Source organism: Parendozoicomonas callyspongiae (assembly GCF_023502345.1).
Taxonomy (GTDB): domain Bacteria; phylum Pseudomonadota; class Gammaproteobacteria; order Pseudomonadales; family Endozoicomonadaceae; genus Sansalvadorimonas; species Sansalvadorimonas callyspongiae.
This window is the reverse complement of the sequence record NZ_JAMFLX010000009.1, coordinates 25,009-50,025: the sequence shown is the minus strand read 5'-3', so window position 1 is coordinate 50,025 and position 25,017 is coordinate 25,009. Positions and strand designations below refer to the sequence as shown.

At 45.0% G+C, this 25,017-nt stretch carries 12 protein-coding genes; 9 read left to right on the top strand and 3 right to left on the bottom strand.

The features are described from left to right. Positions 1-8: 8 nt before the first annotated feature. The gene (pip, locus tag M3P05_RS08300) at positions 9-989 is read left to right on the top strand and encodes a prolyl aminopeptidase (RefSeq protein WP_249699057.1); all 981 of its coding nucleotides are present in this window, start codon (positions 9-11) and stop codon (positions 987-989) included. Between the two features lie 21 nt (positions 990-1,010). Here pip and M3P05_RS08295 read toward each other — a convergent pair whose 3' ends face one another. Beyond that, positions 1,011-1,439 (bottom strand): nuclear transport factor 2 family protein, encoded by a 429-nt coding sequence (locus M3P05_RS08295; RefSeq protein ID WP_249699056.1) that lies wholly within the window; start codon positions 1,437-1,439, stop codon positions 1,011-1,013. A 69-nt stretch (positions 1,440-1,508) separates the two neighbouring features. Between M3P05_RS08295 and M3P05_RS08290 the strand changes: the two genes are divergently transcribed. The 4 genes from M3P05_RS08290 to M3P05_RS08275 all read left to right on the top strand — a co-directional run bounded on the left by M3P05_RS08290 (position 1,509) and on the right by M3P05_RS08275 (position 12,462). Further along, positions 1,509-3,941 (top strand): hypothetical protein, encoded by a 2,433-nt coding sequence (locus M3P05_RS08290; protein WP_249699055.1) that lies wholly within the window; start codon positions 1,509-1,511, stop codon positions 3,939-3,941. A gap of 114 nt (positions 3,942-4,055) precedes the next feature. Then, positions 4,056-6,464, top strand: coding sequence for a hypothetical protein (locus M3P05_RS08285; RefSeq protein ID WP_249699054.1), 2,409 nt, complete (start codon positions 4,056-4,058; stop codon positions 6,462-6,464). Positions 6,465-6,725: 261 nt separating this feature from the next. Further along, entirely contained in the window at positions 6,726-9,431 is a 2,706-nt protein-coding gene (locus M3P05_RS08280) for a hypothetical protein (protein ID WP_249699052.1), read from the top strand. A gap of 235 nt (positions 9,432-9,666) precedes the next feature. Beyond that, positions 9,667-12,462, top strand: a complete 2,796-nt coding sequence (locus M3P05_RS08275; RefSeq protein WP_249699051.1) for a serine/threonine-protein kinase — start codon at positions 9,667-9,669, stop codon at positions 12,460-12,462. Between the two features lie 8 nt (positions 12,463-12,470). On the opposite strand, the gene M3P05_RS08270 is transcribed toward M3P05_RS08275, so the two are convergent. Then, entirely contained in the window at positions 12,471-13,973 is a 1,503-nt protein-coding gene (locus M3P05_RS08270; RefSeq protein ID WP_249699050.1) for a hypothetical protein, read from the bottom strand. Between the two features lie 393 nt (positions 13,974-14,366). On the opposite strand from M3P05_RS08270, the gene M3P05_RS08265 reads away from it, so the two are divergent. The 4 genes from M3P05_RS08265 (at position 14,367) to M3P05_RS08250 (ending at position 22,019) form a co-directional block, all read left to right on the top strand. Then, entirely contained in the window at positions 14,367-17,027 is a 2,661-nt protein-coding gene (locus tag M3P05_RS08265; protein ID WP_249699048.1) for a hypothetical protein, read from the top strand. A 30-nt stretch (positions 17,028-17,057) separates the two neighbouring features. Beyond that, complete coding sequence (gene dtd, locus M3P05_RS08260) at positions 17,058-17,495, top strand: D-aminoacyl-tRNA deacylase (RefSeq protein WP_249699047.1); 438 nt, start codon at positions 17,058-17,060, stop codon at positions 17,493-17,495. A gap of 104 nt (positions 17,496-17,599) precedes the next feature. Beyond that, positions 17,600-20,326, top strand: coding sequence for a hypothetical protein (locus M3P05_RS08255; RefSeq protein WP_249699045.1), 2,727 nt, complete (start codon positions 17,600-17,602; stop codon positions 20,324-20,326). 154 nt (positions 20,327-20,480) lie between these two features. Further along, positions 20,481-22,019 (top strand): coiled-coil domain-containing protein, encoded by a 1,539-nt coding sequence (locus tag M3P05_RS08250; protein WP_249699044.1) that lies wholly within the window; start codon positions 20,481-20,483, stop codon positions 22,017-22,019. A gap of 61 nt (positions 22,020-22,080) precedes the next feature. On the opposite strand, the gene torS is transcribed toward M3P05_RS08250, so the two are convergent. After that, the gene (gene torS / locus M3P05_RS08245) at positions 22,081-25,005 is read right to left on the bottom strand and encodes a TMAO reductase system sensor histidine kinase/response regulator TorS (RefSeq protein ID WP_332842006.1); all 2,925 of its coding nucleotides are present in this window, start codon (positions 25,003-25,005) and stop codon (positions 22,081-22,083) included. Between the last annotated feature and the right edge of the window lie 12 nt (positions 25,006-25,017).

Below are 25,017 nucleotides of genomic sequence, written 5' to 3'. Positions count from 1 at the left end.
ACACATGAATGCTGACCCTTTATCCACCCATTAAACCGTACGCACGCCATAACATTGCAGTTTCCGGCGACCATTCACTGTATGTTGATGAAAGTGGTAACCCTGAGGGGATACCTGTTCTGTTTCTTCATGGCGGGCCAGGTGCTGCCTGTGACAAACACAGCCGCCGTTACTTTGATCCGCAGATGTACCGGATCATTATCTGGGATCAGCGCGGGTGCGGTCGCTCTGAGCCCCATGCAAGCACTGAGAACAATACGACAGATGACCTTGTTGCTGATATGGAGGTCATCCGCAAGAAGCTGAAAATTGACAAGTGGCTGTTATTTGGTGGCTCCTGGGGTGCTGCTCTTGGTTTGATCTATGCCTCGCGCCATCCGGCCAAAGTGTTTGCCATGGTGATGCGAGGGGTCTTCCTTGGCAGGGAAAGCGATATCCGCTGGCTTTTCAGTAAAGAAGGTGCCGGTCGTGTATTCCCGGACTACTGGCAGGAGCTTGTCAGTCATTTTCCTAAAAAAGATCACGCTGACCTGGTTGCCGCCTGCCATGATCGTCTAGTCGGGAATGACGAACTCGCCCGTATGGGAGCAGCCAAGGCCCTGTGTACATGGTGCGCACAGTGCTCAACGCTTCGACCAAATCAGGAAGTGCTCGACAGTCTGGCTGATCCCCATCGCACGCTGGCTCTGGCTCGAATTTCTTCGCATTACATGAGCAATAACCTGTTTCTTGATTCCCAGGGTATTCTGCCACTGCTGACTGGTTTGGATAATATTCCAGGGATTATCGTACATGGCCGTTACGATATGATCTGTCCCCTTGAGAATGCCCAGACCCTGCAGGAGAAATGGCCAGGATCAAAACTGCATATTGTCAGGGATGCCGGGCATTCAGCGAATGAGTCAGGAATACGGGATGCCCTTGTAAGGGCGACTGATGAAATGGCTCGTCGTTTTAAAGCCGAATTTGGATTGGGACGAACTTCCTGATAGTTCATTGTGCTTTGAGGTTCAGGTGAACTGCTCCTGAATCTCAAAGTCATCCTTGTTCAGCTTCCAGACTCCCTTTTCTGTTTTCTTCCACTCTTCAAGGTTAATAACCCCTCTGCCAACGTTCATAATCCAGTTGGCTCCCAAGTGTACAGTGTCGTCGTTAATCTGCCTGAGCCAGATTTCTGAATAGACAAGATCAGTAGCACCAGACTGGACAAAAGGACGCCAGAAGTTATCTATTTCTTCCCATCCATTGTATTCACCAAGTGGGGCTGCTTTTATCTCAGCATCAGACATATAAGCAGAAACGCAGTAGTCAACATCTCCAGAGTTAAAGTGCTTGATCCAGTTTTTGCTGGCATTGAGTGTGCCAGTGAGGCTGTCATGACGCATGGCTGCGATCTCACATACTGACAAAGAGAGAGTAGGGAAGTTTAGCCTGAACATTTTACAAACTCACCTACACTACAGCTGTTGCTGTTGCTGTTGCTGTTCAGGTTGTCGGATGAGTATCCAATGTTTGATGATGAATGCTTTTCTTTTACCCTGACTTCCTATCATCATCAGGAGGTGGTGCGGCTAATCAAAGTCATTATCGGTCTTATGTTATTACTCTATAGTACTACGTCAAAGTCTGGGTATGAAAATAACTACAAAGCTAACTTTGTCGTTAGAGATCCTGCACTTACATGCATGGAGTGTGATCAATATGCCTTAAAGCCTCGGCAAATTCTTTGCCCTTCCTGTCATATTGTTTGTCAAGATTGCATGGATGAATATAAAAAAAAATACCACGCTATGGATAAATATTTCCAATGTAAGCGATGCATGGAAACCGTCATAACATATAAGCAAGCGGTGAGTGAGAAAACAGAAGATGAAATAAATCCGGGTTTCTATTTGTTTAGTTCAGGCCAGCCTGAATGGTTCCGTGAAGCTATTAATAAAAGTTATGTTAGATGTGACTATTTTGAAAATAGTTGCTCATGGTTAAATGCATTTGAGAAATATGCTGATCATGTTAATGCCTGCAAGTTTAAGTATCAATCATGCAGTAAATGCGATCAAAAATATATTGAAAGGATGAAGGCTTTGCATGATCTTTCTCATTCCCATGAGCTAGAGTGTGAATTCTGCGGAGAGAAAATCAATTCGGCCAAGTACGATAAGCACATCAGGTTTATCTGTAGCGGGAAAAAAAACAATGATGAACAAAGAGTGGTTGCGGGTGCTTCAGAAAGGGGGAGAGTTTCTGCTGACTACCATTCTTTTTTTACCAGTCAGGCAGTCATAAAGGAACACTTTATGAGCAATTCTGCTAATAAAAGAAAGAGAGAAAACTTTATATCCACTCCTCAAAAAGGCATGGAGCCTGGTTGTAAAAAGTGTTACAAACCTGCGTTGCGAAGTTTTCGGGGGGGGTTGCTCAGAACATCCAAATCATTTCAAGTATTATGCCCCTGGTGTCAGGACAAGACCATAGGGCCAAAAATAGATGTACCGGAGAATTCTTATCAACTGTCTGTATTAATACGGGTAGCTGGTAATAAAAAAGTGGCAGGGGAGGATTTTACTGTTGTTAATGGGGAGCTCGAATTTGATCGAGGGATATACTACTGGACTATTGATTCGGATGACGTTAATAAAAAAAGCATTACGCTTAATGATATCTTTGGCGGTAAAATTATTCTAACCATAACCAGTGATTTAGTGTTTAAAGAAAAGATATACTTGAAATCTGATTTTATTCCCAGTGCGGGAGCAAGAATGCAAAAGTGTTTGATATTAGCAGCCAATAGTAAAGTATTGAATTCATTTGTCTTTCCTGTAAATGAATTAAGATCGGTGTCAAAAACCATACCCCTTTATGCATTATATGGCTCCATTATGATTATTCCGTTGTCGGATAAAGGGGAGATAAAAAAAACTCCCTGTCATGATGATCAAAGCAGGGAAGTTATTGAATGGAGAGTTGAAAATTTAAGCCAGCATTTACTGGTTTTGGAAAATTTGGAGTATAAGGGTGATATTGAATCCCGTTTGTTAGAGAGTGACATTTTTGAAAGTGGTGGAAACCATATGCGTTTAGGATTTCAAAATGGTAAGGACTGGTTGGATTTTTATATTGATTATGTGCCGATAGAAGAATCAGCAGTAGTGAATGCAACATTATTTTCTGTGGTGATCAAGTATGCAGGTGAGTCATGGCAACTATTTCACCAAAATCTGAATGGGAAGGGTGTGACTTTAAACTCAGGTGCTGTCAGTTGGCTGGTATTACGTGATTTAATGAAAGCAGGTTTTAGTGATGATACTTTGCTGGTTTCTGTTTACCCGTTGATATCGAAAACCTCTTTTTCCGATGAGAAGCTGATTTGGGAACTTTATCCGATAAAATACATTCAACCTGTGGATATAACTCAACCCAATATTTGTAATCTTCGCTACTTATACTCCCATATTACGTATAAGGGAGAATTGTTTGAGCTGAGAGCCTGCTACAACGCTCATACGAAAACCCTTAGCGAGAGGGCTTGGCATTGGAAGGCAAGGAAAGGAGATGATAGGGTTTTGAAATTCGTGGAGCGGGGGGATGTCGTTCCTCCTGGTGAGGGTCGTGTAACATTCTCCACTAGTGGATGGCCTGTTAAAGATCAATTTCTGATAATAGTACTGAAAATACGAGAATTTAAATTAACACAACAAATAGACCAAACTGCAGATACGTTTGACAACAATAAAAAAAAATCGGATGCCGCAGCGATATCACCTGACGGAAGACATTCTGCTGATAGCCGAGCTGCTGGATGGAGAAGTTTTTTTTCAAAACTATTCGAGTTGCCAAGTATGAATGTGCCTGGTACTAAAAGATCAACTTTGGATATTCCTTTGGCAAATAAGAAAAAGCCAGCCCTTGAAAGACCAGAACAAGAAGAAGCTCGTATCTAGGAGCCTGTCGGAATTAACGCGAACTTATAGCCTGTTTGGAGCGTGATATACGTGGTTTTTTCTGATTTTGTCCCATACTGCACAGGAACAAAGCGACTTGCCATGGTATGGCTCGTGACTATCGTATTATTGTTATGTACGAGGTTGCAGGCGAGTTATGAAAAGCACTACAAAGCCTACTTCCTCACCAGTAATATTCAGCTTCAATGCATGGAGTGTGGCAGTTACCCACTAAACCCTCGCCAGATATCTTGCCCCTATACACATCTGGTTTGTGATGAATGTCTGCCTGCATACGGAGACATGTTTCGGGTAGGTGATAGAGAAAATTATCTGTGTAAATGGTGTACCAAAAAACCAGGAAGTGAAGAATCTTCAGGCAGTGAAAAAAAAGAGGATGAGATTTTCCAGAAAACATACTCATTTCAAACCGGTCGTCCAGAATGGTTTAATAAATTACTTGCTTCAAATATAGTCAAATGTGGGAATTTCAAATACGGCTGTACCTGGCGGGGGGAGTATGGGCATCTTGCAGCCCATACTGCAGAATGTCAGGAGAAACAGAAGACATGTGATACCTGTGGCAGTAAATATATGGAAACACATGAGGCGTTGCATAATCGTTCCCATGGCGTAGATCTGGATTGTCAGTTTTGTGGTAAAACGGTTAATTCACCAGAGTTTTATCAACATTTGAAATTCTTTTGTGATGGAAAAAATATCGCCAATGATGGTTTATGCGAGAGCGGAGCAGCAGTGTCATCTACCGGGGAACCAACCTTTAGTGAAGCTTTTGCGAACCAGGAGCCGGTACAGCAGCATTTCGGGCGTAATACCGCCTATAAACGCACACATTTTTTATCTCTTGATAAAAAAAATGAAATATCAGGTTGTAAAGCATGCCGTAAGCCTGTTGTTCGAAAAAGTAAGCAATCTTTTGGAAGAAAAATAACCAGCCCAAGGGGTTCGCTGCTTTGTCCGTGGTGTGCAACCGAGGGTGAAGTAAAGCGGGCGGCGAGGATGGCTCCTCCCGAGGATCTCTATCAATACTCTGTCTTAAGCATGGTTGTTGGTAAAGACGTTATTCCCGGTGAATACGATGTTGAAAATGGATATATTGAATACGATAGAGGGATTTACTACTGGAGTGTGGATATAGGCAGTGAAGAGTTAAAGAAAGATAGTGGTATCTTAGTAAAAGTGACTCTTCCCGACTTTTTTAGTGGTGAGCTGAGCATTACCATGACTCCTGAAGGGAGGGAGGGAGCTGCGCATTTTAAATTTAACTATTCCAAAAAAGAAATATCAAGAATGTTAAAAACAATGCTTTTGATGAATCAGTCTGGCGAAATAGGTGTATATACCTTAAAAGCAGCGATGGCTCCAGATGAAACCATCAGTAAAAGACATTTAATTTTTCCAATTGATTCGGTTATGTTGATTCCAGTGTCGGATAAGGGAGTTATTTCAAAGCAAGTGGCGAAAGCCATAAAACAGAAGGATATAATTGAGTGGCGTGTTGAAAACTGCAGTCAATCTTTTCTTGTGCCGGGGCAATGGACTGGCAAAAAACATTTACCATCCATTCATCTTGAAAGTAAGGAGTTTGAGAGTGGGGGGAACTACATGCGGTTTGGTCTCTCCAGAAGTGAAGACGTATTGAATTTCTATATTGATTACGTCGCTTTGGACGGAAATGAAGCTATCAAGCCAACGCTTTTTTCTGTGGTAATTAATTATGCTGGACAATCGTGGCATTTTGTGCACCAGAATAAAAATGAATACAGCAAGATGATAAACGCTGGAGTGATAAACTGGCTGGTATTTCGTGATTTACTGAAAGACAGTAGCAGTGACGACACCTTGAAAATTACCGCCTTCCCCATAACCTGTAAAATCAGTGTTTCGAGAAATAAGATAACCGCAGAGATTGAGCCAAAAGGTTATGTCATTCCTGAAAAAATTACCCAGCCATCGCCGGGCAATAACAACGCCTTCATAACCCAGGATTTTCTGTATCAAGAGGATACGTTTTTTTTGGAACTGACATACAACGCTTATAAGGAACTCGTACAAACGGTGGTATGGGTCTGGCGGGGAGATCCTGTTGACCAGAGAATGGTATTGGAAGTAGAAATCGATACAAGAGGGACGGTACCCGTAAGCTACCCTACTGGTGTTTGTCGCTATATCAACAAGAAGATTGTTAAAAATAAATCAGTCATATGCTCTGCCCCGCTAAAATATAAAAAGGTATCCCTTGGCGGCCAAACGATGGGGGAATATGCCAGGAGCGAACCTATAGCAGGCTCTGAGCATAAAGAGGGGGATATATCAGAAGAAGATTCTGTCGCAAATAACCTTGAACTCGCTACTGATCGTTTTTCCCACATATCTTTAGATAGAGAGTGGACAGAGAGTAAGCTGATGTGGGGAGGTTCAAGTAAGCCAAAAACTGAAGGTATCGAGGATGAGTCCAGCGATTCCGCGAGTGCTGTCGATGAACAGGAAACTACGTTTTGAACATTCCGTGAATTGGATTTGGTTGATGATGTATTAAAGCTCAGGAATTTGCACTTATTGCTTGAATCCAGCGCCAGTTACTTTTGTTGACGGGGTTGTTTAAACAGAAAATCACAACTATAACTTCTTGTCTTTTGCAGTAACCACCTTTCTTGCCGCTACTGTTATGAATTGGTGATTTGAAATTATTGATCTGAAACTGTTGCTATGAAATTCCTGTTTTCTGTGTGTACTCATTGGTTTTTAAAAAAAACACTATTCATGTTGTTTGTTCTCATAACGTGTTCACAACCAGCCTACTCTGTCGTTTATTCTTTGGTGATTAATAAGGGTGATTATCAGGTTGCAGTACAGTTGCCGGGAGGACACCATTTTACTGAAGAAATTCTGGGTTTGATGCGAGATAGAGATGTTCTGGGGGCAACAATTGGACAGTATCAGGAAGAATTTCCGGACGAGCCTCAAGGTGATGTGCAGAAGTTTAAAATAGTGCGCAGCCTGGTACGAGAGTTTAGCCTCCCTTATGAACTAGTGATCCATGGTAACGATATTGAGCAAGTATCAGAACAGGATGGGCGCTTTTATTACAAGCCTGCTTCATTACTCACAAACAGTTCTTTTGTGATTTCTGTTGCAGAATCACAAGCCAGCCGAATCTGGCGGGACCTGTTTATTGAACGTGAGCAGTCATCTGCAAACAGGCTTAACTGGTTGTTTGTAATTCCTCTTTCAGTCAGTGATAACCCGTTGATGCCGCAAGAGATAACTGGTCCCTCCTACGCCAGCTGGACCAATGTTCTCAATATGAATGAGCCGGTGGAAGCATGCCCTGTTACAGACAGTGAACTTGATTGTATCAGCAAGAAGGGGAAGCAAATTGCAGATGGGGCGCTAGAGCCGCTTAACGCTAACCTTCAGCTATTGGTGGATTTTTATCGCAGCCTCCGTAGCAGGGTAGCGGAAACTGTTAATGAAGCCAATGGCTGCACTGTCTCTGATGCTGAGCGCAGGGAAACGATTGATGAATATACCCAACTGACTAATGGGCTGAGTGTGCATGATATTATACGGTGGGGTTTTTACTCCGGTTTGGCATGGGCTGATATAGAACCATTTTCTGATGCCATTATCGAAAAGGGGCAGGGCAATAGAGAATTAGGTCTTAAGTTTTTACTAGAATCACTGGCTAATCTGCCGAAGCCACATGTCAAAGGGGCGATTATGCTTGTAGCTGCTGGCCGTGGAAATAGACTTGAGGGGCCCTGGTTTGATAAAAATATGGTTAAGACATTTGTTGACCGGCTTACTGTTGACCGGTTGGGGGCTGTTCCTCAGGGTTTTATCAGCCGATATGGCTTTGAATATATGATTAATTGTATTTCTAAAGGTGATAGTCGCTCCATAAGATTTATTTTCTACGAAAATTTTTCTGAGGCTTACTCATTTGTTCCCATGCGCTATGCCGAAAATATGTCGCACTCCCACTGGATAATGGCACACAGTGAATATTTGAGGTCTAGAAAACAATTTGACCTGAATTTTATTCAAAAACATTTCGACCGCTTTCCAGCGCATTACCCCCAAAAGATGGATTTGGACAGGAATTATGAGGAATTAACGGCCTGGTGGACTCTCAGGAAAATGGAAGAAAGGCAACTGGTCATGCTTCCCAGAGACTGCCCTTTCAAGGATATTTATTTCAGTGCTATAAATCCCGTTAATGGTCCGGTATATGGGGCCGACGATTTTTCAGGTTACATAAAGACAAAACTGCTCCCCGACCAGCCAGAAGTCACTGTCAAGCTATGGCACGCAGAAATCAGCCAGAGTCAACGACAACAGGAACTCGTGTTCTATCGAAATTTTGCAAAATCCAGTTTTACTACGGATAGGTTTTATTTTGTTCCGGCTTTTATACCTGCTGTTGAAAACAAACTGTTGCGCACTGGAGGAAACGGAGGGGACGAGCTGGCAGGCCTGGTTTTACCAGTGGTCGGCTCATCTCTCAGGGATGTCACAATCCTGTCTGACAAGCTGAACCTGTGGCAGAAAATTAGCCTCTTTAAAGAGATTGCTGGTGCCATACAGTGGGCCCATACAAAGAATATTGTGTTCAGTTGGTGTGATGGTACTGATGTGAAAACAGCTCTGGAGCCTGCCAATATTCGTATTGATGAACGGGGGCATGCTGTTTGTACATCCTTCCAGCATGCGCGATCGAATAGCAGTCTACTCCCTTCTCAGCAGAATGAGTGGCATGAAGAGAAGGAAGCTGACCGCATGGCTTTTGGCAAGTTGATGATTGAGTGTCTTCTGGGGAGGGAGTTTCAATCTTTTCAAGATGCGCTGACAGCAGCAAAGTCCCCTCAGGGGGAGGATAGTGAAGAGAAGTTGTTTAGCGTATGGCTGAGAGATCGGTTGATATTTTATGGGATTGCGCTGATAGAGGAACGTGCCAGCATTGCCGATGTTGAAAAGCAGCTGAAGACATTCAGCGCCATGAATTTTTATTCCGATAGTGTTGCCTTACACACCCGGTCAGTGTCTGAAATTCTCTCGCAAGCATCAACACAAGCAGCCGCCAGTTGTCGTCTCTGTTCCAGCCTCTATTCATTTGATGATAATGGCAGAAATGCAATGCGGGCAGTCACTCAGAATGGTTTGAGTGTAACAGAGTCATTTTGCAGGACATGTGCGTTGCAGCGTGAAAATTCATCAGCAGATTCTGACGCTAAAATATTACGGGATGATATTTCTGGGTTTGAGAATGTGGGTGATATCTTAAGGGTAAAACAGGAATTACAAAGAAGGGCGCAAACCGGAGGTGCAACGGCTAACTCTAGCCACGAAGATATAACAGACGTTATTCGAGATTTAAACATATCCGGTGCAGCAGGGCAGGTTCAGCAAGGTACTGTACCTCACGTAAAAAGCTCTTTTAATAAAAAGCTCTTTAATAAAAAGTAGTTATGTTCGCGCCGAATGTCAGGAGGCGTTTCAAGGGAGGTGCCTGCGCATCAGTCATAATAAACGGCTTGAGAAGTTTTGCCAGGTAGCTGCTACAAGAATATCGATCAAGGTAGCCTTTCCTTTTCTGGCAAAGTTGTTTAAACCCAAAATCACAACTTTAAAATCTGATTATTTGTAATAACCATTCTTCTTGCAACGACTATTATGAAGCTGTTGATTTGAAGCTGTTGTTATGAAATTACTGTTTTTTATGTGTGCGCATTGGTGTTTTAAAAAAACACTCTTTATGCTGTTTGCTCTCATAGTGTGTTCGCAATCCGCCTATTCCGGCTCTTATTCTTTGGTCATTGATAAGGGCGGAGTTCAGATTGCAGTAAAGTTGCCGAAAGGTCACCCTTTTACCAAAGAAATTCTGGGTTTGATGCGCGCTAGAGATCTTCTGTCAGCACTTGAACAGCGCCAGCAAGAATTTCAGGAAGAGTCTCAAGTGGAACTTCAGAAGCTTGAGATAGTGAGCAGTCTGGTAAAAGAGTTGAGTCTCCCTTATGAGTTACCGAGTCATGCCAGTGATCTTGAGCACATACCAGGCCAGAGCGAGCGTTTTCATTACAAGCCAGTTTCATTATTGCCAAACCATTCATTTGTGATTTCTGTGACAAAATCAAATGTCGACCGAATCTGGCAGGATCTGTCTATTGAGCGTGCGCCGCTATATGCTGGCAGGCTTCGTTGGCTGTTTGTAGCCCCTCCTTCAACAGGCGATGCGCAGGTGACCGGCACGCAAGAGATAACTGCCCCCTCTTACGTCAGATTGGCCAATACGCCCGATACGGCCAGGGCGGTGCAGGCAAGCTCTGTTACAGACGATGAAATTACAAATATCAGGCAGAAAGGATGTCAGAATGCACAAGGGGATGATCAAGTGCAGCTTTGTGACGATCTTATGCCGCTGGTGGATTTTTATCGTACCCTTCTTGGCAGGCCTGAGGTTATTGTTAATGAAATAAATGGGAGCTTTGTCTCTGAGACTGAATATCATGAAACGGTTGATGAATATACCAGGCTAGCTAATGACCTAAGTGATCTTGATCTTATGAAGTGGTGTTTTTACGCCGGTCTGACCTGGACTGATATGCAACCATTTTCTGACGCAGTGATTGAAAGGGAGCAAAGCAATAGAGAATCAGCGGTGCAGCATTTGGTAAGAGCCCTGGCTGCCCTGCCGAGGCCTCTTGTCAAAGGTGCGCTGAAGTCAGTATCTTCTGCCCATGGAGACAGGCTCAAAGGGCCCTGTTTCGAGAAAGAATTGGTTAAGAAATACGTTGACCGGTTTACGGTTGACCGGTTGGGGGCTTTACCAGATGTTTTTATCAGCCGGTATGATATGACTTATTGTACTGATAGAACTAATTGTTATCGGTGTCCTGCCTGGGATTTAAAAAGAAGAACAGAGTTCTACACAAACTTCCCCAGCGCCGACTTGCATATTCCCAGGCAGTATATTGAAAAAGTAAGCAAGCAGCACTGGTCCATGGCAGCCAGTGAATTTTTGAGGGCTCGCGGAAACTTTAACGTGGCTTGTTATAAAAAATATCTCAGTACCTGGCCATATGATATTCCCTGTGAGTCAGCCCTTCGCGAGAGTCATAAAGGAATAACTGAATGGTTGTTCCTCCGGGAGATCACAAGCAAGTACGAGGTCATGCTTCCCATAGACTGCCCTTCCGAGAATATTTATTTCAATACCATAGAGCCCGTTAGTGGTTTTATATATGGAAGTGATGATTTTTCAGCATACGTGAAGGCAAAACCGATTGCAGGCAAACCAGAAGCCACCATAAAGTGTTGGCATCCAGAGGTCAGCCAGAGCCAGCGGCAGGAGGAGCTTGCGTTCTACCGGAATATCGCAAAATTAATTTCTGCGATGAATCCCCCCATGTTGGCACAATCTTTCATACCGACTGTTGAAAACAGGCTGCTGAGCATTCAAAGAGGCGTTGATAGCGAGCTGACAGGCCTGGTTTTACCAAGAGTGGGGTTATCTCTCAGGGATGTCTTAATCCTGTCTAATAGACTGAACCTTTGGCAGAAAATTGGTCTCTTCCAACAGATTACGTCTGCTATACAGTGGGCTCATAAAGAGAATATTGTTTTCAGTCATAGCGAAAGGTCTGAGGAAAAAACAGCTCTGAAGCTGGCCAATATTCGTATTGATGATGAGGGGAATCCTGTTTGTACATCCTTCCAGCATGCGCAATGGAACAGAAGTCAACGTCCTTCTCATCAGAATGAGTGGCATGAAGAGAAGGAACTTGACAGCATGTTCCTTGGCAAGTTGATGATTGAATGCCTTTTAGGGAGGGAATTTCAATCTTTTCAAGATGCGCTGACAGCAGCAAAGCCCCATCAAGGGGAGGATAGTGAAGAGAAGTTGTTTAGCGTATGGCTGAGAGATAGGTTGTTAGCGCTTGGCGTTACGCTGATAGAGGGAGGGGACAGAATTGACATCATGCTTCATCGGCTGTCGAATTTAAGTGTTGAGAAATACCACAACCAGCGTAGTAATGTACTCACCCTGCCAGAACATAAGATGCTCCAGAATCCAAAAGCAGTTTTAAAAAGGGCTGCGAGTTGTACTTTATGTGACTCACTTTATTCATCTGAAGATCGTGACAAAAATGCGATGCGTCCATTGTTTCCGAATGGTATGAATGCATACCAGTTTTCTTATTGCCGGGCGTGTTTATCGGACCTTAGAGGTAGAAGTCAAGATCCCGGCGATCAAGTATTACGAGATGATATTTCTGGTTTTGAGGCGTTGGGGGGCACATTGAGGAAGCAAGATGCAGCAAACTCAGGAGCTGTTGGAACAGGAGCAACAGCAACAGCCCAAGAGGTGGTGATTGATTTTAATTGTGGTGGAGATGAACTCTCGATAGACATGGGCGGCCTGCGAATATCCCGCGAGAGAGATCCTGCACCTCAAGGCTTATGGAACCGCGTGACGAGATTTTTTAGATATAAGTAATGCCCCCATCAGATGTCAGGAGGTGATTCAAGGGTGGGGCCTGTGGCAACAAGGCTTTGGGTCAGGTCGACAGTTTTTGTATTTAACTGCCAGCCACCGAGGCAGTTTATGATTTTATACTCAATGGTTGAGCGGTCTAAATGGGCAGCGATAGCGATAGGTTCAACCTTGTTACCGGAGCGTGTAAACAGCAAGGTTGCCTTGTTTCTCTCTCCTTTGTCCTTGAATCCTGCGGACATATGGTAAATCTGCCTGATATTTCCATTCTTGTCTCTGGCTTCCCAGCCATCGCCGGCTGTACTGACAAGCGCTATGGAATCCCAGTAAACACAGTCGTTAATTCGTTCAAAGCATTTCTTAAGATGTTGCTTTCTTTCAGCTTCAGTCGTAGTGGCGAGAATTCTATTTTCCATATCTTTGTCTTGCTCTATAAAAGGTCTTGGCTGAGAAGGCTGAAGTGGTGTTGGTGTTGCCAGTTCTGTCTCGTCCACTTTTATATCTTTTTTGGAACGTTTCTTTTTTACAGGTTTAGGTTCAGTTGGTTCCTGGGGAGGGCTTAAAGTACCGGGAGGCTGGGATTGAAGTAAAGGCTGTTGGGTGCGTTTTTGCTCTTGTTTCTCCTTCTGACGCTGTTCAATTTTTCTAGCTTTTGCCATTTTGGCTTTAATATGGTTTATCACTGCATCCTTTAGTGTTGTTTTCACAAGTGGGTGTGTTTTGATCATAGTAGCCAGTTTGGCTTGTTGATCAAAGAGATCTGGGTCCTCAATCTGTTCGGCCAGGTGTCTAATAACTGCTGGCGAAGTACTTGATAAATTTCCGAACAGAGCTGTAAATGCGCGGTTAAATTCAACATCATTTTCTTTGAGGTGTAGATAAGCCTCCATGAATGCAGCTGCTACTTTCTCTTTGGTCCTTATCGATTCAAGCCGTAAGGACACCTGCGAGATTAAGTTATCGAAAATGGGGCTCTCTTCACCTTTTTGATTGTTATTTTGCGACATCATTATCAGGTCATAATCAAGTTGGAGTTGTATTGCTTCCAGTTGCTGATCCTCATCAGCTTGACGAAGATATGTGTATTTCTGGTATATGTTTCCCAGGTAATCCGCTATCAGGGCTTGTAGATGGCTGACCTTCATACGCTTGAGCGCATTAGCTACTTTGTCTTGTTGATATAAGCGATCCTGAAAAATCTTAATCAGAGAGGGCAGCTTCTGGTGGTAAATCTTCTGGTGATCTTCATCACCAGAAGCCAGGTGGACAAAGTGGCTCAGGCAATGCCGGGTGTAATGGTAAGTTAGACAGCTGCATAAAATACTGACAGCGTATTTGGCTACCTTGGTAACAGGCTGTTCGTACCCGTCTGGCAGGTATATTGATAGAGAGTGGATGAGAGGGTTGATGAAGCGGCAGCCAAAATAACCCACCCATCCTGCGACGACTCCAGCCGAGACAGAGATAACTTCCACGCTTCGCTCACTTACGGCCAGCAGTTTCAGTGAACTCACGCATGCTTTGCAGCACCTGCGCAGGAAAAAACGATGTTGAGCTGTGACAGTTTCGGCCAGTCGCGATTGTTGTCGCTGCTTTTTGAATGCCTTTTTCTCTTTTTTGCTTCTTGGCTCGGGCCTGCTGTAGTTGGGGCCTGGGCCGAAAACTGTAGGCATATAGACAACCCTCTCCAAATCCTGACGTATTAGACATCAGAATATGGTCAGGGTGCTGTTATTTTTGCTGACAAAGCTGTTGGCAAAGTTGTTGAAGCTTTTAATCACAGCTATAACTTCAGCCCTTCACAATTATCGCTGCTCTTGCAAACGAGTGCTGACAATGACCGTTATGCAAGATTCTTTAAGAGTTTTTAAGCGTTATTATGACGCTGCGTTTATCGGACTGTCGTTATGAAATCGCTGTACATTTTGTGTCCTCAGTGGTGTGTAAAAACACTCGGTATACTGGCCACCCTTATGATGTGTGCACAACCTGCCTACTCTGGCTATACGGTGTTGATTGCAAAGGGCGGGTCTCAGGTTGTAGTCAGTCTGCCAGACAACCATTTTTTTACTGATGAAATTCTGGGCATGATAAAAGCTAAAGGGCTTGTATTATCAAGGGAAAAGCCAGATGGCACAGAGTCTGCCCCAGACGGTTATCAGCAGTTTAGCGCAGTGCATAGTCTGGTAAAAAAGCTGAGCCTCCCTTATGCAGTGGATGAAAAGTTCACCGACCTTCAGAGAAAAGCAGAAGAAGATGGACGTTACTATTACAGGCCTCCATCGTTGTTGCCAAACGGCCACTTTACTATTTCTGTTCCAGAATTAAAGGCAGGTCAAATCTGGCAGGATCTTAAGATCGCTAATGAGCAGTCGCTGCCAGGTCAGCTTCAGTGGCTGTTTGTTATGCCCGAAACGCAAAGTGATAATAAAATGGAGGTACCTGAATCCCCTTCCTGTACCATCTTCGACTTGCAGTCTGAAGCGAACGCAGTGCATGTGAATATTCTACAAGACGATGATATTGCAAAGATCAAGGAGCAGGGAAGCGAGAGCTCAGAAGGTGGCGAATCACCGGCAGAAAGCATAGTGCCGAATAACCTATATCTATTAAGAGATTTTTATCACAGCCTTCGTGACTTTCGTGATCATGACAGGGGGGCGGAGTCAGGGCCTCTTAACCTGGGTGCCGATGATGTAGCAGCGCGACAGCAGAGGATTGCTGAATATGCCAAGGCATCTCTAGAGTTAGGTTCATATTACCATTTACGTTGGTGGTTTCATTCTGGCCTGGGTTGGAACGTTATCGAACAATATTTTTACGGAGACCTTCAAAAGAGTAAAGGTGAACGAGAAAAAGGATTGGATGTGTTGCTAAATTTGCTGGCTGATCTGCCAAAGCCACTTGTCAAAGGTGCGTTGATTAAGGCAGGTGCTTTAGGTGCGGCACGAACAATACCTGGCCCCTGGGTCGGGGAAAATCTGTTGAAAATATACGTTGATCGGCAAGTAGCTACCAGGCTGGGTGCTGTTCCAGATTATTTTCTCAGTCGGGATGATTTTAAGGCTTTGATAGATTTAGGTCCCAGTACTCGTGATTATGGTAGTATAAGAGCACTCTTCTACTTAGGGAATCCAGATGTCAACTCATTGGTCCCTAGTGATTTTGCGAGCAGTATGGGTCACGGCAGCTGGCTCATGGCAATCAGTGAATATTTGATACCTAAAGGAAGGTTCACCCGGAAATTGCTTCATGATCTTTATGGTCACAGGCACCCGCCAGCTATCCCAAGACAGGAAGATCTGAACAAAAATGTCAAAGAGTTATCAGATTGGTGGGAGCTTGACAGCAAAGGTGGGGCCAGAAGACAGGTCATGCTCCCCCGGGATTTCCCTTACGATAAGATGTATTTTCATGAAATAACAGATGCTCGTAGTGGGAATACCAGTGTGGATACTTTTTCCGTTTACAAAGAGGCACATCTGTCTCCGCTTCGGGAAACGGTCACTTTAAAACTTTGGCACCAAGAGATCACCCAGAGTCAGCGACAAGAGGAGCTTGCCTTCTATCGGAGTATTGATAAAGCTATTTTTGCGAGAGGCCGTGGGTGGGTTGCGCAAGCGTTCATACCTGCTGTCGAACATATACTGTTGGACATCGGCGGCGACAGGGATTATGAACTGACAGGCCTGATTTTGCCAGCTGTTGGTTTATCTCTCAAGGAAGCCATGATTCTTAATGATGAAAAGAGCCTATTGCAAATAATTGAAATCTTTAAACAGATCGCAAGCGACATCACCTGGGCCCATAAAAGGAATATTGTTTTCAGCACGTATAAAGCTTTCAATGTGGAAACCGCTCTGAAACCTGCCAATATCCGCATTAATGGGCGGGGAAAAGCGGTATGCACATCCTTCATCCATGCTCAATCGGGCAACAGTTTGTTACACACCCAGGGAAAAAACTGGGATGAAGAAAAACAAGCTGACGGTCTCTCCTTTGGAAGGTTGATGATTGAGTGTCTTCTGCGACAGGAGCAGGAAGATTATCAGGCTGCGCTGCGTGCAGCTGAAGAACAGCAGAAGCAAGATCTGCTGGGCTCATTTCAATCGTGGTTGAAGAACAGGTTGTTATCTCATGCGATTGAGCTGATGAAGGGAGATACCAGCATTGCCTCTATTAAATCGCAGATAAATGAATTAAGTAATCTGATTGTTAAACCTGACGGTGGTGCTCAATCAGTGCCTTCCTCTGCAGCGGCTCAAAATCCAATGCCAGTCGATAGGGAATACGCCACGTGTAATACGTGTAAAAAACTGTTCTCATCTCATATCCCAGACAAAAATGCGACGTACTTTGTACCCCTGTCGGCTCTGGGGCCAGTGGGGCCAGGAGCCCGCTGTCGGGGGTGTGTAGAGAAGCAATCAGGTGCCACCCTCGGTGACATGTTTCGAGATGATGTTTCCCTGCGTGAGACTTTGGGTGATGGCTGCAGGCAGTATGATCAATCACAGGCGCTTGTTCACCGCGTAACTAGATTCTTTAGAAGCTTCCAATTAGGAAAATAACAGGCGGCTCGCCGTGTGCTGGAGAAATGAATGAAAGGACTGATTCAAAGAGTCAGCCAGGCAAGTATTGTTGTCAATGAAGAAACCGTTGGCGAGATTGGAAACGGTATTCTGCTTCTTCTGGGAGTAGAGAAAGACGATAACCCGGAAAAGGCAGGCAGACTTCTGGACAAGGTTCTGCGTTACCGGATTTTTCCCGATGAAAACGACAGGATGAACCGCAGTCTGACTGATACTGGCGGTGGTTTGCTGATTGTCTCCCAGTTCACACTTGTTGCTGATACCCGCAAGGGCCTGCGCCCCAGCTTCAGCTCGGGGGCCTCACCGGAGCAGGGGAACGCGCTGTATGACAAGTTCGTTGAGGAGGCCCGGCAAAGGCACCGGCCGGTGGCCTGTGGTCGCTTTGGTGCTGATATGAAAGTCAGTCTCCTCAACGATGGCCCTGTCACGTTTCTTCTGGAGACTTAGACCCGTATTCTCGTTACCCATCCCAATACTCCTTCTAACAGCAATGTTATGTTGTCTGCCGCTTTAAATCCTTATTCTTGCCGGAATGACAAGGGGGGATTTTTATGCAGGTTGCAGCGAGTAAAGGGCCTGGTTCAACAGGTCAGATTTCTGGTTTAGCTCCGAATCAGATATGTGATCCGAAAAACTGGGGGAAATTCAGGGAGCGGGGCGCTGTTGCCTGGATTCGGGATGATCTTCGGATTCAGGTGAATGTCTATAACAAACAGAACCTGCCGGGTCAGATTGTTCAGAAGCCTGTAGTAGGCAGGCTCTGTCAGCAGCTTTCCCAGACTTACAGTCAATTTCTGCGCAACTGCCACTGGCTTTCTGAAACATGGCCGAGTGGCCATGGCCCCATTGTCACTGTTGCAAGTGTGGAGGATTTTGATCAATTCCTGATTCGAAATATCAACAGTATGAAAGGTGATAGCAAACGTGCCCAGGCATTTCGCAGAGGACGGCTGATTGCCATGCTGGTTGATGATAAAAAACGACTGGAACAGCTTTACCTGTATCAGGATTCACTTCAGTTGGCAGATTTCGTTTATATCGCCCGTCACTCCCAACCGGAAACAGCAGAGAATATCCTGTTGACTCATCAGAATAAACTGCAGGAGAGTGATTTTCTCGCCATTGCGGATTCTCACCCGGAGCTGGTGTTTGACACCATGAAAAGTAAAGATGGTTTTCGGAGTCAGGACCCCATGTCCCTTTTGATTCCCTTGTGCTGGAAATCCATCAGAAATGCAAAAGAGGTTTTAAACAATCGAGAAAATTTTCATCCAGCTATTCATCTTGCCCATATGGCGGCTATTGCCAGTTATCACCCGGAGCTGGTAGAGGCCTTATATGAGGATATTCGCAATAAAATCATTAGCACCAAAGAGTGCCAGGAAGATGATCTGCTGGCCATGATGGTGCTGGTGAAAAACAAGGGCTGTGCGAATCGTGTGCTTTATAATGATGTTGAGCTGGCCAATACATTATTTAAGACCAGAAATGGCGATCAAATGGCGGGCATTCTGCTGGAAATATACTCCTGGCATCCTGACTTTCTGCTGTATACCTATGGAAATTTCGAATGGCTTTGCCATGAGGAAACAAAGCAGATTTGTGCCACAAAGCTTATCAAACGTCAGTATCCGGCTATATGCAATACCATACAGACAATTTTGCAGGGATTCACACCCCAGCACCTGGCTGAGCTTGCCTGCCGGTTTCCTCGTTATGTCAGTGCCTTGATAAAACCAGAGAATAACGGTTTGATAAACAACAAACCAGAGCTGGCAGACCTTTGCAATCAATACGCAGAATTTTCAAACTATTATTTTCAATGCCTTTATCCGGAAGAACAGCAGCCAGAGCAGCCAGAGCAGCAAACAGATCAAAAGAGCCGCCTGGAATATGATCTGGTAAGCCCCTGGGCAAAAAGACATTTAAGGGAAAGAACAGGCCAGTTTCTGGTTCATCAGCAGCAACCTGCATGGGAGGATGCCAGGGCCATGCAAATGACATTGCCTGACTCTCAGGACAATATGACTCCTGAACAGCTTCGGATACTCAAGACCTATCCTGCCATCCTGATGCAATATATGGATCGAAGAGACCAGGAAGACAACGTTCTTTCCGATGATTTGCTGCAGGCATCTTTCCAGCGAAGCGCGGCAGGATGCAAAAAAGTTATGGGGCTCAAGCAATACAGCGATGAAACAAAACTGAAAGTCGCGGGTTTATTTGTCGAAACCTTGAGGGAGCTTTTAGAAAAACCGGAAACATATCTCAAGGAATCATCCAACTTATTTCAAGAGCAAACATTACTGTCTCTACTGCTGTATCCCCATCAAAAATACAATGCTGTAAAGCAATTCAGATTGGGAAAACTGGATCAATTCTCTAATGAAAGCCTGTTCAAACTGGCTGTTGCCCAGCCATTATTTGCTGAAGCCTTGGGTGAGAAACCAGATGTCTTTGCCCGGTTTACTCCTGAGCAGCGGCAGGAACTGCAGGAGAAATATCCATTTTTTTCTGATAAGAAGCATGACCAGCAGTCAGAACGTGTTGATAATCCCCAGGAGACTAATGAAGTTTATTTGACCCCTTGTGTCTCTCCGGATGACTCTGGCTCACTGGAGAATCAGAGTGATTTTCTTAAGAAGTATTACGACCTGGTCAAAACGCCCTTCAGGCACGATTGGCCCGATTATATTCCATGGAACCAGGGTGATGTTCTCGGCTGGCGTGCCCGCCTGGGGGGAATCTGCTCTGGGTGGGCAATATATATCAGTCACTGCCGATTCAAGCATTTGGATAAACATCCCATGAGACTGCGCAAGGAATTGGCCGAAAAACTTCAGGGAGCCGGGCAGCAGGAGAATACAAATCGGCTGGAAAAGCTGGATTTCTTACAGAGGAACTGTGAAATATTTCTGGGCGAAAAATCTGAAGTTTCCCGCATAGAAAATGGGTTACCTGAACTGTGCATAGATAAGTTTGAAGCGTTCATTTCCACGTGTGGCCTGGCCCTTCTTGGTCATGGTGGCCATTTCATCGCTGTCCATCGGGAGTGGTCTCATGATGAATCAAAGGCGTTTTATTACGTTGATGATGCGAATAAAGGCTCGTGGGTAATATCCCCAGGCTCTTATCAGAAGCTGGAGCTGGCTTCTCTGATTAATGAAAGGCTTATGCAGCATGGCGGCTATGAGCCGATTATTGCCCGGCCGATTTTACAACCGAATTCCCATGTGAAAGTGAATCCAACCAAATATCGTGATGTACAGCCGGTTTAAGCTGAATTCGAGTAATACAACAGGCTCATGTTATTAAATCCTTTAAAATCAAATGGTTAAGTGTTCAGGGTGAAAGTGCTTCCGAAACAGGTGGAACTTTTCTGCACAATATATCTCCATATAGTCATACATGGATGTTATGGAGAGCATATAGATGATTATGTCAGCACTTTCAGGCTCATCGCAGGGCAGCAACCTCCCTTTTGACCCCGTCGTTGTAAAAAAACTTTTTGTAGGAACTGTTGTTACAATAGCCGCAGTAGTGGTTGTCAGGTTGGCGTCTGGTGTTATCAGCAATTGCTACCAGGCTGCTAAAAACCTGGGAAAAAGAATCTTTGATCGCAGTACCAGCAAGGTTGAGAAACTTGAGAGACAGCTTGAGGTAATGAAGTCTGAACATGAAAAGGCCATTAAGAAAATGGAGGGTGAACATCAAGAACTCCTTGAGCAAATTATCGCCACTTCTGGAAAAAAAGATGAAAGCATCTGCAAAGCGCAACAAGAAATCCATACGTTAAAAGCTCGTGTTGAACAGGATAGTAAACGACATCAGGATACAAGAGATGAACTGGACAATATCAAGTGTGTCCTTATTGATGCAATGAAGGCGCATAATATTGATTCTGAAGAAGGCAAAAGTAATGAAAAAGCCATAGTTGAAGCCTTGGATGTTTTAACGGCACAAGTGAATGCGTATTCAAGAGAGGTTGAAAGACAGAAAGGACTTGTAGAGAAGGAACAGGAAAAATCAAAACAAGCCACTGCTGAATATAATGAACAATTGGTTTGTTGCCAGAAAATGGGAGAGAAATTACAACATCAAATTGAAAGAAATGAAGGTTTGTTCAAAGCAAATAGAGAATTGATGAGAAAACTTAGGGAGGCGAATGCCGAACTTTGTAAAGCCCAAGATACAATACAACAATTACAACAAGAGAGTAATGCTAAAGACACATTTAATGAACAGTTGAAAAGAAGTAACATGGAGTTTCAAGAGCGCGTGTCTAAAGTAAGAAAAGACAATAATTATTTATCTGAGAAATTAGATAAAGCTGGCGAGGAATTGAAAGTTGCAACAGATAATGCTGCAGGCTTAGGTAAAATCAATTTAATGTTGAGAAATCAGGTTGAAAAATTGAACAAAGAGGTTCAAGAAGTCACTGTTGGCGCCCAGAATCTTGCTCAGCAAGTGCAAGAAAAGGATGCAGCGCTTACAGTTGCGGAAAATAAATTCCGACGGCTGGATCAAGCAGACGTGGATTGCTCATCTCTCACTATTGAAGGGCTGGCAATAATTAAAAGGGTTAAGGAGAAATGTAAAGCAGATCTTGATTTTTATGATGAGTGTAAACGGAAAACGTTAGAATCTAAAGCTACTCAGAAAGATGACACACGTCCAGACGCGTATGCTGGTAGAGATAGTAGAGGGCGTCATAAGCATGACAGCGGTGAAATTCCTGAGAACGTACTCATGAAGGGGCTTAGTACCGAAATCAAATACTTTGCAGACGCAGCCAGGAAAGCCTCCCAAGGCCCTTCAACGGAAGAAGTTATCTTCAATGAAGACGATGAAAATGATGATCGCCCATACGACCCTAACCTGGTCTGCACAAAGTGTGGCAAGCAGTACCGTATCGGCGAGATTCAGAAATTAAGACGACATCTGAATGAATTCTGTACGGGAATTCGGTAACGGCAGAATCATCTTATCAAACAGCCATGAGCGTTGCGGGTAAATTGTGGAAGAGGGGGGGTTAGGCAGCCCCCTCTTTCTTTATAAGATTCCTGGACAGGGCTTTGACTGACTCGGAATAAACCCCCTTCAATTGCCCGGCCTTCAGGCCAGCCAGCTTGCGGTTTCCGGCCTGGATTTCAATATCCGAAGCCAGCTTGTGCAACCGGGGCAGAGCCATGCTTGCGGCAGCACCTTTTAGCTCGTGAGCCCTGTTCTGAAGTGTGTCAAAATCCGTTGTCTCTGGCGAATCTGCAGGATTCTTGAGAACGCTGACAATAGACAAAACCGTCTTTTGTGAGGTGTCTATAAACAGCTGGATCATCCTGTCTACGGCATCGTTTCCGAGAATCTCCCTGTCGCTTTCCAGTTGCGCCAGATTAATAAGGCTTTCATCAGGTTCCGCAGCGCAGGATAGGCTGGCATGGCTCCCGGAAGCCATAACGTCTGAAATTTTATGGGACAGCTCGTTCAGGCGTAACGGTTTGCCCAGACAGGCGCTCATTCCGCTGGCCAGAAAACGCTCCTGGTCTTCCCGGAAGGCATGGGCGGAAATGGCGATGACGGGCAGGTCGTCAGAGGTTATCTGGCGCAGTTCTCTGGTCAGGCTGACACCGTCACCGTCCGGCAGGTTAATATCCATAAGCACCAGATCGAAGGATTGTTCCTGCACGGCCTTTCTGGCGTCTTCACAGGATGGTGCGGATGTCACCGACTGCCCAAGGTGGGACAGATACCCTTCGGCCACGGTCCGGTTGAGAGGGTTATCTTCAACCAGCAGGATATTGTATTTTCTGATCGGACAGGTGGCCGCGATTTCAGGTTGCACCTCTTCACCTTCAGGCATGGTCAGGGTGAACTGAAACATACTGCCTTTTCCAACTGTGCTGCTGACTTCCAGCTCACCACCCATAACATCAACCAGCTTCTGGCTGATGGTCAGGCCCAGCCCTGTTCCCGGCTGCCTGAGGTTCGGACTGGCCTGGGAAAAGGCTTCAAATATCTGCTGGATCTTGTCTTCCGCAATACCGGAGCCGGTATCCAGAACCTGGAAACAGTATTCGTCAGCGTCGACGCTTCTGCTCATTAAAACGGTAATGCCGCCACATTTGGTAAATTTAATGGCATTGCCAATCAGGTTAAGCAAAATCTGTCGTATTTTGACCGCATCACCGCAGAGCCACTCCGGGATGCTGTTGTCTATCAATAAATCAAGGGAAAGCTTATTGTTTTGAGCACGGCCCGACATTAACTGGATCAGCTCGTTCAGCAGAGTACGGGGAGAAAAACTGATGGGCCTGTGTTCCAGAACACCCGCTTCGATTTTTGAGTAATCAAGTATGTCATTCAGGATATCCAGCAGAATCTCGCCGGAGTAACCGATGGCATTAACATACTCTTTCTGGTGCTTATCAAGCGTTGTCTGTTTCAGAAGTGTGAGCATACCCAGTACACCATTCATAGGCGTTCGGATTTCATGGCTCATATGGGCCAGGAAACGGGTTTTGGCCTGGCTGGCCTGCTCGGCTTCGGCTCGTGCCTGCCGGTGCATGGCTGCTTTCTTGATTAACTCTTCATTGGCTATGTGTAACTGCTCGGTTTTCTCCTGAACCATGTGTGCCAGGTTGTCTCTGTGGTTCTTAAGCTCCTGCTGGCTGGCAATCTGCTCCTGTTCAAGTCGGGATTTGGCAATAGCGTTCTGGCGGAAAACCTCAATAGCGGATGCCATCTTGGCCAGTTCATCTTCACTGGAGTCTTCCGGTTGTGCTGTTAAATCACCGAGGGCAAGGTGCTCCATAACTTCAGTGTGGCGGGCAAGGCGGCTTATCAGATGACGATAGACAACCAGCCAGAGTATCAACACCATCACAACAAGAGTGATGGCAGTCATAATCATGACCAGTGACCGACCGTAGTTAAGGCTGGTACGCAGCTGTTCTCCTGCTTCGACTGCAAGTCCTTCAGACTCTTTGACAATGTTGTCAGCATATTGATTCAGGTGAGCCAGAAGAAAGACGTTACCTTCATTCAACTGGGCAATTTCATTATTAACATCAAACAGCCGGGATGTTGCTTCAAATGCCGTATTTGCTTTTTCCAGCATACTGAGTTCGGTAACAAGTTTCTGTCGTCTGTCTGGATCTTCAACACTGTCAGCAAGATAGCGGATACCATCCAGCATGGTGTTGTACTGCTGCCGCAGCTTTATCAGTTCCGTTCTGGTTTCAACTTTTTCCAGGTGAGTCAGGAGGCTGTGAATGCGATAAGCACGAAGCTCCAGATTGCTGACCCGCTGCAGTTGATCAATATCGGTATCAACTAGCTGATCCAGTACAGAATAAAGTTGCCGGGAGTCGTTATCAGGAGCCAGGTCATAAAGTCTGGCAATATTGGCCATAACGATGGTGTTGGCGTTAGCAACCTGAGAGCGGGACAGGCGGGTGAATTCCGTGATGGCTTTCAATAAAGCTTCCCGCTGAAGAGATAGGCTCTGCTGGAGCTCAATTCTTTCACCAACCTGTCTTCCAAGAATGGCAAGGTTGGCAATAATTTTCAGGGTAATAGCCCGCAGACCATCCAGCTCTTTCATACTGACAGGGCGCTGGCTGAAGCGTGAAAGCATATCAGCAAGAACCTGTCCGGAAACTGTTAGTTCCTGGCCTTTTTTCAGACGTTCGAGTTCAGTTCTGGCGTTTGAAAGATCCTGGGCAGAAAAAATTATATCTGATGATATTTCCGAGAGCTGCCGGGCTGTAACCAGATCGGGAAGGGTTCGACTGGTCACCTGTTCTTCCCTGGAAGCGAGCTGGGAAAATCCATTCCATGCCACCAGACCCATCGTGACTGCAAGTCCGGCCATAACACCAAACGACAACAGTAGCTTTCCCCCGAGACCAATGGAAGGGCATGGAAAACCGGTTGGAAACAGCCTGGATCGTAGTGACACGAGGTTTCATCT